Raw genomic sequence first — 12,500 nt, 5'->3', positions numbered from 1 at the left:
TCAAGAACATCCCAAGGAATGCGCGCCCAATCCGCTGTCATACCGTCAATCGAAGTGACTGCACGAATACCGACCGTATAATCATACGTGCGCGCATCACCCATTACACCTACGCTACGAATGTCAGGTAGAACCGTGAAGTACTGCCAAATTTCACGATCAAGCCCGGCTTTTTTTATTTCTTCACGTAAAATGGCGTCTGATTCACGAACAATCTCTAACTTCTCTTCTGTCACTTCCCCTAATACGCGAATGCCAAGTCCAGGTCCTGGAAACGGTTGACGCCATACAATTTCATCCGGAATACCTAATTCTGTACCGAGCGCTCGCACTTCATCTTTAAAGAGCGTATTCAATGGCTCGATTAATTTAAACTTCATATCTTCTGGTAAACCACCGACATTGTGATGAGATTTAATCGTTTGGGCTGTTGCTGTGCCGCTTTCAATAATATCAGTATACAACGTACCTTGTACTAAAAATTCGATGCCATCTAGCTTTGCTGCTTCGTCATCAAATACGTAAATGAACTCATTCCCAATAATTTTTCGTTTTTGCTCTGGATCGCTTACACCTTTTAATTTGTTTAAAAACCGCTCTTTTGCATCCACCTTAATGACGTTCATATGGAACCCTTCGCGGAATGTTTTCATGACGCTTTCCGCTTCCCCTTTGCGAAGGAGCCCGTGATCGACAAAAATACATGTGAGTTGATCGCCGATGGCGCGATGCACAAGCACAGCCGCCACGGAAGAATCGACACCGCCGCTTAACGCACAAAGCACTTTTTTATCTCCAACAAGCTCGCGAATTTTGCGCACTTCGCTATCGATAAAGCTTTCCATTGTCCAATCGCCTTTGCATTGGCACACGTCAAATACGAAATTTCTTAAAATATCGTTTCCGTAGACGGAATGGCGCACTTCTGGATGGAATTGCACCGCGTAAAACTTTTTCGCCTCATTGCTCATTGCCGCAATTGGACAAGAAGCGCTAACAGCATCTACAGTAAACCCTTCTGGCGGAGCAGTGACTAAATCGCCGTGGCTCATCCAGACCACTTGCTCGTCTGGGAGACGTTCAAAAAGGGCGGAAGCGTTCTTTACTTGAATCATTGCTTTTCCGTACTCACGATGTGTTGCTTTTTCTACTTTTCCGCCTAAATGATGCGTCATCAGCTGCATGCCATAACAAATTCCTAAAATCGGCAAACCAAGCTCAAAAATTTTCGGATCACACGTAAACGCATTATCATCATATACGCTGTTTGGACCGCCAGAAAAAATGATTCCTTTTACATTCATTTGTTGAATTTGTTCGGCTGTAATCGTATGTGGGTGCAACTCGCTGTACACACCAAACTCACGAATGCGGCGCGTAATTAACTGATTGTACTGGCTACCAAAATCTAAAACGACGATCATTTCTTGTTGACTCAAACGAAATCACCTCATCTACATATAATAAAAAAGCTAGCATTCATACCCTCTCATAAAAAAACGAAGGCAGAATTCTAGCAATATAGAACACTGCCTTCGTAGTCGGGTCATTTACGGTGTCCCGGTAGAGACTCTCGAACCATATTATCGAGGATATACGAAGGTGCGCATCTTAAATTTTAATCCATTCTACCAACTTCATTCCTCGTCGGTCAAGATGCTGTCTTTTTATTCAATTTTCTAACAATTAACAACAATATGTAACTTGCATATGATATATGAGCAAAAATTGTAGGAGAATGCACGTCAACTACCCCCACTTAGCTAACGCTTGAAGTGAGGGCTTGCAACTCCCCAGAAGTGCAAACGGATTTCGTCCTCCTTCCTTGACTTGGGGTTGCATCAGGGGCAGGTTGACGACTACCCAACGACGCAGGTCATGCCTGCATCGTTACCGATTCTCTCGGTGTGTCTGTTGGCAGTACTTGGCTTCCACACACAACAGACGGACCTACGCTCGATGTTTTACGGTTACAACGTTTCCTGTAACCAACTCCATACATCGAGTAGCAGTTATTGGAGTGCCTTTATTGAACGGTTTTCTCCACGCCTTTATTATATCATACACAAAAGAAAGGGGGAACGCGCATTCCTCTCCCACTTACTCCCTTTGGTCGTTGAAGTGGGAGTCTCCTGCGCGAAATAGGATGAATCAACCGAAAGCACTGATCGGTTCATTTACTCAAGCGATAGGTACTGTTACTTCGGCCATTGCGAGCATTCCTTCTCTAAGCGACAAAAAAACAGTTTGCTCTTGATTTATGGGGAAACGTATTGCAAGCGACAGAAAACGCCTTAGAGGCAGATGCTGAAACTACCGATGTACTGAGTGTATGAGGAACGAGGAAATAAAGAAGACGGGCAGTCGATCAGTATCGCTGGAGCATGGATTCAAGCTGTTGGCTCTATTCTTTGTTTTTTGAGTGAATTAAAAGAAAAAACTACCCCTTTGAAACAGGGGTAGTTTTTGCATTACATCATGCCGCCCATGTCAGGCATGCCAGGTGTGTTTTTGTTTTCTTCTGGCTTGTCAGCAACAACTGCCTCAGTTGTTAAGAACATAGCCGCAACAGATGCTGCGTTTTGAAGCGCAGAACGAGTTACTTTTGTTGGGTCAACGATACCAGCTTCAATCATATCAACCCACTCGCCAGTTGCTGCGTTGAAGCCGATGCCAGGTTTTTCTGTTTTTAAACGTTCAACGATAACAGAACCTTCTAAACCAGCGTTGTGAGCGATTTGACGAACTGGCTCTTCGATCGCACGAAGAACGATTTTCACACCAGTTGCTTCGTCGCCTTCAGCTTCGATCGCTGCAACTTTGTTGTATACGTTCATTAATGCCGTACCACCGCCGGCAACAATACCTTCTTCAACTGCCGCACGTGTTGCGTTTAATGCGTCTTCAATGCGTAATTTGCGCTCTTTCAATTCTGTTTCTGTTGCCGCACCAACTTTGATTACCGCAACGCCACCAGCTAATTTCGCTAAGCGCTCTTGTAATTTTTCACGGTCAAATTCAGAAGTAGTTTCTTCTAATTGAGCACGAATTTGGTTGATGCGTGCTTGAATGTCTTCCGCACGGCCAGCGCCACCAACGATTGTTGTATGTTCTTTTGTCACAACGACTTTCGCTGCACGACCAAGTGAAGCAATTGTTGTTGATTTCAATTCGCGACCTAACTCTTCTGTAATGACTTCACCGCCTGTTAAAATCGCGATATCTTGAAGCATCGCTTTGCGACGGTCACCGAAGCCAGGCGCTTTAACTGCAACAGCTGTGAACGTACCGCGAAGTTTGTTCACAACTAATGTAGCAAGCGCTTCACCTTCTACATCTTCAGCGATGATTAACAATGGTTTGCCTTGTTGAACAACTTGCTCCAATACAGGAAGAAGTTCTTGAATGCTTGAAACTTTTTTATCTGTAATTAAGATGTATGGATTATCTAATACAGCTTCCATTTTATCAGAGTCTGTAATCATGTATGGAGATACATAACCGCGGTCAAATTGCATACCTTCCACAACATCTAATTCTGTTGTGAAACCTTTAGACTCCTCTAATGTAATGACACCGTCTTTACCAACGCGTTCCATTGCTTCTGCGATTAATTGACCAACTTCTTCGTCAGCCGCAGAAATAGCTGCAACTTGAGCAATGGAGTCTTTGCCTTCGATTGGTTTAGAGATCGCTTTTAATTCTTCCACAGCGACCGCAACAGCTTTTTCAATACCTTTGCGAATGCCCATTGGGTTCGCACCAGCTGTTACGTTTTTCAATCCTTCGCGAATCATCGCTTGTGCTAATACAGTTGCTGTTGTTGTACCGTCACCAGCAACGTCGTTTGTTTTGCTTGCTACTTCCGCAACAAGCTTCGCACCCATATTTTCAAACGGATCTTCTAATTCAATCTCTTTCGCAATCGTTACACCGTCATTTGTAATTAATGGAGAACCGAACTTTTTCTCTAATACAACGTTACGACCTTTTGGACCTAATGTTACTTTTACTGCATCAGCTAATTTATCTACACCGCGTAACATCGCACGACGAGCTTCTTCGCTGAATTTAATTTCTTTTGCCATACATCTTACCCCCTTGATGAAATTTTAGTTAAGTATTTTTATGTGCTTTATATGTTATCAGGCGAACGATTAACCAATCACAGCTAAAATGTCACTTTCACGCAAAATTAAGTATTCTTTTCCATCATATTTTACTTCTGTACCCGCATATTTTGAGAAGATGATGCGGTCACCAACGCTTACCTCTGGAGCTACGCGCTCACCATTATCAAGAACGCGACCTGAACCAACTGCCACAACTTTTCCTTCTTGTGGTTTTTCTTTTGCTGTGTCTGGTAAGACAATTCCGCTCGCTGTTTTTTCTTCAGTTTGAATTAATTCAATGACAATACGATCACCTAGTGGCTTCAACACGGCAAACGACCTCCTTAATTAGATTTTCGTTCCGTTATTAGCACTCATTCTTATTGAGTGCTAACACACTTATTATATTAATGAACTTTTTTTAATTTTGCAAGTAGGAAGTTAAAAATTTTTCATTAAATGATTCCCTCTTTAACATTATGTCTTTCCTTTCGAAATTCATACAAAAAATATGATAAAATGAAAAAGTATTCAATTTAGAAAGCAGAGGACGATCATTCGCTCAGCTAAGGAAGCAGACGCTTAGAAAATGCTCGTCTAAAGCTAGACAATTTGCACGAAGGGGTTGAACATGTGAAAAAGCAATATTGGTATGTCATCATTACATACGTCGCTATGCAACTATCGAGTTTAGTCGGCGTTCCTTTACTTGCGCATAGCGGATTTATTAACGCATCAAATAAAGATATAGCCATATCGATCGCTTCTGGTTACTGGGCTGTTATTAGTTTCCCGATTGCTCTTTTTCTCGTTCTTTATTTTATGAAAGAAGATATGAAATACTCATATGATCGCCATCAAGCATCGATTGGCATGTCATTCTTTTGGGCGATTGGGGGGTTTTTGCTCGCTCTTTTCGCCCAAGGCATTGCAGCTAATATTGAGATGCACCTATTTGGTGTCGAAATGGGGTCCGAAAACACGAGACGCATCGTTGAAATGGTCAAATTGACACCAGCTCTTATACTCGTTACATCAGTCGTCGGACCAATTTTAGAGGAAATCATCTTTCGGAAAATTATTTTCGGGACGTTGTATCAAAAATACAATTTTTTCTTATCAGCGCTCGTCAGTTCACTTTTATTTGCTGTTGTTCATTTAGAGTTTGAACATTTGCTCTTGTATGCGACAATGGGGTTTGTGTTCGCCTTCTTATATGTGAAAACAAAACGCATTCTCGTACCTATTGCAGCACACGTGTTGATGAACACGTTTGTCGTTGCCATACAAATATTATTCGCTGAAGAAATCGAGAAGATTATGCGCGAAGCAGAACAAATGCAATTCGTCATTTGGAGGCTGTTTTCATGAAATATGAACCACTATTTTACTTTCTAATGGGCATTTTATTTACTTATTTTGCTGTGGATAGTGCTGATGACGGCATTTGGGACGTAACAACAATGCTGTTCATCCTAATTGCAACATTTGATTTTGGCACAGCTATTCGCTCTTTATTGAAAAAAACCTCCCGCTCATAAACGGGAGGTTTATTCATTTCCGTAATGCTTTAAAAAATAAACGAGTGACTGCAATTCGACCGCTAAATCAATATGATGAACACGAATGTGTTCTGGCACATGCAGGCGAGCAGGTGTAAAGTTTAAAATCCCTTTAATCCCCTGTTGAACAAGTCGGTCAGTAATCGGTTGAGCAACTTGGGCAGGAACAGTTAAAATCGCTACGGCAATTCCCCCGAGTTTCTCCTCCAATTCATCTAAATGATAAACCGGAACCCCTCCGACTTCTGTTCCGACTTTATCTGGATCTACATCGAACGCCATCACAATTTTCGTATTATTGTTTTTGCTGAAATTGTAGTTTAAAAATGCAGTCCCTAAATTTCCAACCCCAAATAACGCCACTTCTGTCGTCTCATCTTGGTCTAACGTTTTACGAAAAAATGACAGCAAATAATTGACATTATATCCGTATCCTTTTTTTCCAAGCGCACCAAAGTATGAAAAATCTCGGCGAATCGTTGCTGAATCGACTTTTACAGCTTCGCTTAACTCCGCTGAAGATACACGTTGCTTGCCTGATGCATGCAAGTTTTTCAAAAAACGATAGTACAACGGTAGTCGCTTTGCGGTCGCCTGCGGAATTTTTGGCTGTTCATTATTCACGAGTCAATCCCCCACATTTCCTTTCACAAATAGTTAGCGCTTTCATTTTTCTCTCCTATACGTCTAAAAAATTCTTCCCACTTCTAAACTATACACTATTTTTTTCATTCTGTCTTTCCTTTGTACCCTTTATTATTATTTTTGTCAAATTTGTTATTCGTACACTAGTGTTGCCGAATATCAAGAAAGTACGTTACACTATCAAAAGAAGATTGAGGTGAGAAAGAATGATCATTTTACAAGTAAATCAACTATCCAAATCATATGGAGCAGAACAAGTTTTATCAGACATTAAGCTTGAAATACAAGAAAAAGACCGTATTGCGTTAGTTGGAAGAAATGGCGCGGGAAAATCGACATTATTAAAAATCATTGCCGGACAGTTGTCATACGACACAGGCGAAATCATTAAACCGAAACACGTAACGATCGGTTATTTAGATCAATATACAGGGTTGCAAGCGCATCGTTCCATTTGGGAAGAAATGCTCGATGTGTTTGCCCCGCTACAACAAATGGAAAAACAATTACGCGAACTAGAACAACAAATGAGTTTACATGATGCTGACTATGAGCGCCTACTTGAGCAATATGATCGTTTACAAACAGAATTCAAAGAAAAAGGCGGCTATCAATATGAAGCAGATATTCGTTCGGTTCTCCATGGTCTCCGCTTCTCACAGTACGATTATACGACAAAAGTATCTACATTGAGCGGTGGACAGCGGACGAGGCTAGCGCTTGGTAAACTGCTCCTTACAAGGCCCGATTTGCTCATTTTAGATGAACCGACAAACCATTTAGATATGGAAACGTTGCAATGGCTTGAACAATATTTAAAAAATTACGATGGAGCCATTCTTATCGTCTCCCACGATCGCTATTTTCTTGACCAAATCGTGACACAAGTGTATGAACTATCACGCACAAAAATAAAAAAATATGTCGGAAACTATACAAGCTACTTACAACAACGTGCTGAACAATTTGAACAACAACTAAAATTGTATGAAAAACAACAAGAGGAAATTACAAAATTAAAAGATTTTATTCAACGCAACATCGCTCGTGCATCAACAACGAAGCGAGCACAAAGCCGTAGAAAACAATTAGAAAAAATGAATATCATCGACAAGCCACTCGGTGATGAAAAATCGGCATCGTTTCGTTTCGAAATCGAACGCCCAAGCGGAAATGATGTGCTAACAGCTAACGATTTAGCGATCGGTTACGATCACATCATTGCAAAAAATCTTTCGTTTCGCATCACTCGCGGTGATAGTATCGCATTAATTGGACCAAATGGAATTGGAAAATCAACTCTTTTAAAAACGATCATCAAACAACTCCATCCGAAACAAGGAGAAATACGCTACGGAACAAACGTACAAATTGGCTATTATGATCAAGAACAAGCACAATTAACATCAAACAAACGAGTGATCGACGAACTGTGGGACGAAGATCGATTAAGAACAGAGAAAGAAATTCGGACCATTCTCGGCAACTTTTTATTTTCTGGTGACGACGTATTGAAGCCTGTTCAGACGTTAAGCGGTGGAGAAAAAGCGCGACTCGCTCTCGCTAAACTCATGATGAAGAAAGCAAACGTATTAGTTTTAGATGAACCGACAAACCATTTGGATTTAGATAGCAAAGAAGTGCTAGAACAAGCGCTCATAGAATACCCAGGAACAATTATATTCGTTTCACACGATCGTTATTTTATTAACAAAATTGCAACAAAAATATATGAGTTATCCACAGACGGTCTTGTTGAGTATTTAGGGGACTATGATTATTACGTAGCAAAAAAAGCAGAGCTGCTTGAGCTTGGACAAATTAGCCAAAAAACTAAAACGGGCGAATCGTTGTCACCAAAACGTTCGTACGAAGAAGAAAAAGAACGAAAAAAATTAGAACGACAACGACAACGAAAAATCGAACAGCTAGAAACGGAAATGGAGCGAATCGAACAACAAATTGCTACGTATGAACAACAATTATATGATCCTTCCTGTTACAACGACTATGAAAAAGCTCGGGATACTCAAGGAAAAATTGATGAGCTGAAACAAAAATTCGACGAGTTATTCGAACAATGGGAACTTTTACAAAAATAATAACGAGCTAGCTCCATTTGTGGGCTAGCTCATCTTTTACACAAAGATATCCACAGAAAAAACACCTAAATATAAGTTATTCACCAACTTTTCCACATTACCCACAACAACAAAAGAAAAATCCCCCATTTTGTTGTGGTTAACTTGTTATGATAAAATAACATACAATCAACGTTTTCCACATTATTCACATGTATGTGGATAAAATAATCCACAACAAGCTGAATTGTTCTTAGAAAAATTCGTATGACAATTAGAAAAAGGTGCCCCATTGCTTTTGGGACACCTTCTTACTATAACAGTAAACTTGGGTTTGCATTTAATGCCATGGTGGCACGCTTTCCTTGTTGAAATAATACTGTTCCCGCTGCTGCAATCATCGCTGCATTATCTGTACAAAGCGACAACGGCGGGATAACTAACTCGACTTCTGGCAGTTGATTCATTTGTTTTTGTAATTGTGTACGTAACCCTTCATTTGCCGCCACACCGCCAGCCAGCAATATTTGTTTTACGCTGTAATGCATGGCTGCTTCGATTGTTTTTCTCACTAATACCTCAACGACACTTGCTTGAAAACTTGCCGCCATATCTTCAGGTCGGATCATTTCTCCACGTTGCTTTGCATTGTGCAACGTGTTAATAACCGCTGATTTTAATCCACTAAAACTAAAATCATACGAACCTTCTTCTAACCACGCGCGCGGTAAATCAATAATTGGTTTCCCTTGTTTCGCTAAACGATCGATATGAGGTCCCCCTGGATAAGGGAGTTGCAAGGCCCGGGCAACTTTGTCATACGCTTCTCCAGCCGCATCATCACGCGTTTCTCCAATCACCTCAAATATCCCATGCTCTTTCATGTAAATGAGCTCTGTATGACCTCCAGACACAACAAGCGCCAGAAGCGGAAATTTCATTTCTTGTACAAGTTGATTTGCGTAAATATGTCCTGCGATATGGTGCACACCAACAAGCGGAATGCGATGTGCAAAAGCCAACGCTTTCGCCGCATTTACACCAATCAATAGCGCCCCAACTAATCCCGGTCCCTCTGTTACTGCAATCGCGTCAAGTTGACTTATATCCATATTTGCCTGTTTCATCGTTTCTTCTAATACGAGCGTAATTTGTTCAACATGGTGACGGGAGGCAATTTCAGGAACGACTCCTCCAAATCGTTGATGGCTTTCCATTTGTGAAGCGACAACGTTAGCTACAATTTCACGTCCATTTTTCACAATGGCTGCAGCTGTTTCATCACAGCTTGTCTCAATTCCAAGCACAAATATGTCTTTTTCGCTCATAATTTCACCCACATTACTAAAGCATCTTCTTGATTATCCGAATAGTATCTTTTACGAATACCTCCATTTAAAAAACCAAGTTTCCGATACAACGACTGTGCAACGATATTCGATACTCGCACCTCTAACGTCATTGTTTTTGCCCCCTCTTCTCTCGCCAACGCCATCGCCTGTTTCATTAGTGCTTCTCCTAATTTTTTCCCGCGAAACTCCGGTAATACTGCAATGTTTGTAATATGTGCCTCATCCATGACCAGCCACATGCCACAATAACCAATGATTTGTCCATCATGCTCCATCACAATGTAACGAGCATACGGATTATTTGTTAATTCTTGGTGAAAAGAGGAACGACTCCACGGCAGTGTAAATGAACGCTGCTCAATTTCTATAATGCGATCAAGATCTTGAAGCGTCATAAAACGGAAGGAAACGTCCACTTAACATTCCGTCCTTTCTTGCTGACGAGCAAGCCAATTCGCTTCTGCCTCTGCTAAACGAATATAGTTTGGGACAAACGTATGAACATATTCTGGCTCACGGTTCATTCCTAACCATGCAAGTTCGCTTGGGCGCGGATTGTGAAGTGTCGCTGAAGCTACTTGAACAGAACGACCTAGTACTTCAACAAACGTAGCTTCGTGTAGTACACTATCATTTCCAACTAATAAAATGGATTGATCATATGCTTTTAATTCATTCGCCCAATCAGTAGCTAAAATGACTTGATCCGCTACGATCGATTGCACGTGATCTCCTTCTACTTTGTAAAGACCAGTATAAATTTGTCCGCGTCGAGCGTCTATTAATGGAACAATAAGCCCGCCAAAATACTTCGCATTTGCTGCCATCACTTCTAAACTCGATACACCAACAAGTGGAATGTTTAGTGTCCAAGCCAAAGTTTTGGCAATCGTCACCCCAATGCGAACCCCTGTATATGATCCAGGACCTTTGGCGACAACAATACGGTCAAGATCTTGAGGGTTCATATCACATTGTTGCAAAAGTGATTCAATGGCAGGCATCACTCGGATCGAATGATTTTTTTGCAAATTTGTAATGATTTCTCCTTTAACAACTTGACCGTCAACGACAGCAATCCCCATAACAAACGTTGATGTATCAATGGCTAACACTTTCATCGCTAAAAATCTCCTTACATAACTGTTCATAACGTTGACCGATCGGAGAGAAGCGAATAATCCTGCTTCCTCCATCGGCATGGTGAATCGCAATATGTAAACGTTCCGTTGGTAAATATGGTTCTATTAAATGAGCCCACTCAACAACGGTTACACCATCACCAAAAAAATATTCCTCAAATCCTAAATCTTCTTCACTTTCTGCTAAACGATATACATCCATATGATATAAAGGGATACGCCCTTCATATTGCTTTATAATAGTGAAAGTTGGGCTACTTACATTGCGGTCAATTCCTAATCCTTTAGCTAATCCTTTTGTAAACGTTGTTTTTCCTGCTCCTAAATCACCTTCTAACGTAATAACGTCTTGTGGCTGAACATACTGAGCAAGTTTCATCGCTAATGCTAGCGTATCTTCAGGATGATGTGATACATATTCATATGTTTTCATCGTTCATTCCCCTAATTAAATAAAATCAGCATACAAAAAAGGCCTTAGGATCGCTCTCCTAAGGAAATGCTACACGTATAAGTGTACACGAAAACAAATCATAACGCAAAAAAGGCATAAAAAAATACGAAACTTACACTGTTTCGTCTCATTAATCTATCTTCATCTTCGAATATTGGTTGCGGGGGCAGGATTTGAACCTGCGACCTTCGGGTTATGAGCCCGACGAGCTACCTGGCTGCTCCACCCCGCGACGATAGAAATTAACTAATAAGAAATAAATACAATAATGCCCGGCAACGTCCTACTCTCGCAGGCGGTGTCCCGCCAACTACCATCGGCGCTGGAGAGCTTAACTTCCGTGTTCGGGATGGGAACGGGTGTGACCTCTCCGCCATCGTCACCGAGCAATATATTGAAGGATAATTCCTTCAAAACTAGATAACAGAACAGTCGCCTTCGCTTTTCTTGTGTGTTTAGTTAAGTCCTCGATCGATTAGTATCCGTCAGCTGCACGTGTCGCCACGCTTCCACCTCGGACCTATCTACCTTGTCATCTTCAAGGGATCTTACTCGCTTGACGCGATGGGAAATCTCATCTTGAGGGGGGCTTCACGCTTAGATGCTTTCAGCGCTTATCCCTTCCGCACATAGCTACCCAGCTGTGCTCCTGGCGGAACAACTGGTACACCAGCGGTGCGTCCATCCCGGTCCTCTCGTACTAAGGACAGCTCCTCTCAAATTTCCTACGCCCGCGACGGATAGGGACCGAACTGTCTCACGACGTTCTGAACCCAGCTCGCGTACCGCTTTAATGGGCGAACAGCCCAACCCTTGGGACCGACTACAGCCCCAGGATGCGATGAGCCGACATCGAGGTGCCAAACCTCCCCGTCGATGTGGACTCTTGGGGGAGATAAGCCTGTTATCCCCGGGGTAGCTTTTATCCGTTGAGCGATGGCCCTTCCATTCGGAACCACCGGATCACTAAGCCCGACTTTCGTCCCTGCTCGACTTGTAGGTCTCGCAGTCAAGCTCCCTTCTGCCTTTACACTCTTCGAATGATTTCCAACCATTCTGAGGGAACCTTTGGGCGCCTCCGTTACGCTTTGGGAGGCGACCGCCCCAGTCAAACTGCCCACCTGACACTGTCTCCCACCCCGATCAGGGGTG

At 42.0% G+C, this 12,500-nt stretch carries 11 protein-coding genes, 1 tRNA gene, 2 rRNA genes and 1 riboswitch (2 of these 15 cut by a window edge); of the genes, 3 read left to right on the top strand and 11 right to left on the bottom strand.

Annotation, left to right across the window (positions count from 1 at the left end; genetic code table 11):
- The 3 genes from guaA to groES all read right to left on the bottom strand — a co-directional run.
- Positions 1-1,424 carry the 5' portion of a glutamine-hydrolyzing GMP synthase gene (gene guaA / locus NSS60_RS01275; protein WP_035019086.1) on the bottom strand. Its footprint begins 97 nt before the window's first position, so only the first 1,424 of its 1,521 coding nucleotides appear in the window; it begins with the start codon at positions 1,422-1,424; its stop codon lies off the left edge, out of view.
- Between the two features lie 94 nt (positions 1,425-1,518).
- Positions 1,519-1,620: riboswitch (purine riboswitch) on the bottom strand.
- An 851-nt stretch (positions 1,621-2,471) separates the two neighbouring features.
- Positions 2,472-4,088, bottom strand: coding sequence for a chaperonin GroEL (gene groL, locus NSS60_RS01270; RefSeq protein WP_004888757.1), 1,617 nt, complete (start codon positions 4,086-4,088; stop codon positions 2,472-2,474).
- 69 nt (positions 4,089-4,157) lie between these two features.
- Positions 4,158-4,442 (bottom strand): co-chaperone GroES, encoded by a 285-nt coding sequence (gene groES, locus NSS60_RS01265; RefSeq protein WP_004888755.1) that lies wholly within the window; start codon positions 4,440-4,442, stop codon positions 4,158-4,160.
- Positions 4,443-4,745: 303 nt separating this feature from the next.
- Between groES and NSS60_RS01260 the strand changes: the two genes are divergently transcribed.
- Both NSS60_RS01260 and NSS60_RS01255 read left to right on the top strand, forming a co-directional pair.
- Complete coding sequence (locus NSS60_RS01260) at positions 4,746-5,483, top strand: CPBP family intramembrane glutamic endopeptidase (protein WP_004888754.1); 738 nt, start codon at positions 4,746-4,748, stop codon at positions 5,481-5,483.
- Positions 5,480-5,653: a YdiK family protein gene (locus NSS60_RS01255; RefSeq protein ID WP_004888753.1), complete on the top strand. Its 174-nt coding sequence runs from the start codon at positions 5,480-5,482 to the stop codon at positions 5,651-5,653. Before NSS60_RS01260 ends, NSS60_RS01255 begins: the two co-directional genes overlap by 4 nt.
- A gap of 9 nt (positions 5,654-5,662) precedes the next feature.
- Here the strand turns inward: NSS60_RS01255 and NSS60_RS01250 are convergent, their stop codons facing one another.
- Entirely contained in the window at positions 5,663-6,298 is a 636-nt protein-coding gene (locus tag NSS60_RS01250) for a redox-sensing transcriptional repressor Rex (RefSeq protein WP_004888752.1), read from the bottom strand.
- 227 nt (positions 6,299-6,525) lie between these two features.
- Between NSS60_RS01250 and NSS60_RS01245 the strand changes: the two genes are divergently transcribed.
- Entirely contained in the window at positions 6,526-8,421 is a 1,896-nt protein-coding gene (locus tag NSS60_RS01245) for an ABC-F family ATP-binding cassette domain-containing protein (RefSeq protein ID WP_004888751.1), read from the top strand.
- Between the two features lie 293 nt (positions 8,422-8,714).
- On the opposite strand, the gene tsaD is transcribed toward NSS60_RS01245, so the two are convergent.
- From tsaD to NSS60_RS01210, 7 genes are all read right to left on the bottom strand, one after another.
- A complete protein-coding gene (gene tsaD / locus NSS60_RS01240) occupies positions 8,715-9,728 on the bottom strand; it encodes a tRNA (adenosine(37)-N6)-threonylcarbamoyltransferase complex transferase subunit TsaD (RefSeq protein WP_004888750.1) in 1,014 nt (337 codons plus the stop codon).
- A complete protein-coding gene (gene rimI, locus NSS60_RS01235) occupies positions 9,725-10,168 on the bottom strand; it encodes a ribosomal protein S18-alanine N-acetyltransferase (RefSeq protein ID WP_004888749.1) in 444 nt (147 codons plus the stop codon). The genes tsaD and rimI overlap by 4 nt, the downstream gene beginning before the upstream one ends.
- Positions 10,169-10,873: a tRNA (adenosine(37)-N6)-threonylcarbamoyltransferase complex dimerization subunit type 1 TsaB gene (gene tsaB, locus NSS60_RS01230; RefSeq protein ID WP_004888748.1), complete on the bottom strand. Its 705-nt coding sequence runs from the start codon at positions 10,871-10,873 to the stop codon at positions 10,169-10,171. It abuts the gene before it with no gap.
- Positions 10,854-11,327, bottom strand: a complete 474-nt coding sequence (gene tsaE, locus NSS60_RS01225; protein WP_004888747.1) for a tRNA (adenosine(37)-N6)-threonylcarbamoyltransferase complex ATPase subunit type 1 TsaE — start codon at positions 11,325-11,327, stop codon at positions 10,854-10,856. The genes tsaB and tsaE overlap by 20 nt, the downstream gene beginning before the upstream one ends.
- Positions 11,328-11,503: 176 nt before the next feature.
- Positions 11,504-11,580 (bottom strand) — tRNA-Met (locus NSS60_RS01220).
- A 38-nt stretch (positions 11,581-11,618) separates the two neighbouring features.
- Positions 11,619-11,735, bottom strand: a 5S ribosomal RNA gene (rrf, locus tag NSS60_RS01215).
- 68 nt (positions 11,736-11,803) lie between these two features.
- Positions 11,804-12,500, bottom strand: a 23S ribosomal RNA gene (locus tag NSS60_RS01210) (it continues 2,229 nt past the right edge of the window).

It is taken from the genome of Anoxybacillus sp. FSL W8-0382 (assembly GCF_038003845.1).
In the GTDB taxonomy this organism is placed as follows: domain Bacteria; phylum Bacillota; class Bacilli; order Bacillales; family Anoxybacillaceae; genus Anoxybacillus; species Anoxybacillus flavithermus_G.
This window is presented reverse-complemented; position numbering and strand designations above follow the sequence as displayed.

What these genes read in the sequence shown, in the direction of transcription:
- groL (WP_004888757.1), bottom strand. Translation starts at nt 4,088, where the DNA reads ATGGCAAAAGAAATTAAATTCAGCGAAGAAGCTCGTCGTGCGATGTTA.
- NSS60_RS01255 (WP_004888753.1), top strand. Translation starts at nt 5,480, where the DNA reads ATGAAATATGAACCACTATTTTACTTTCTAATGGGCATTTTATTTACT.
- NSS60_RS01245 (WP_004888751.1), top strand. Translation starts at nt 6,526, where the DNA reads ATGATCATTTTACAAGTAAATCAACTATCCAAATCATATGGAGCAGAA.
- tsaD (WP_004888750.1), bottom strand. Translation starts at nt 9,728, where the DNA reads ATGAGCGAAAAAGACATATTTGTGCTTGGAATTGAGACAAGCTGTGAT.
- tsaB (WP_004888748.1), bottom strand. Translation starts at nt 10,873, where the DNA reads ATGAAAGTGTTAGCCATTGATACATCAACGTTTGTTATGGGGATTGCT.
- tsaE (WP_004888747.1), bottom strand. Translation starts at nt 11,327, where the DNA reads ATGAAAACATATGAATATGTATCACATCATCCTGAAGATACGCTAGCA.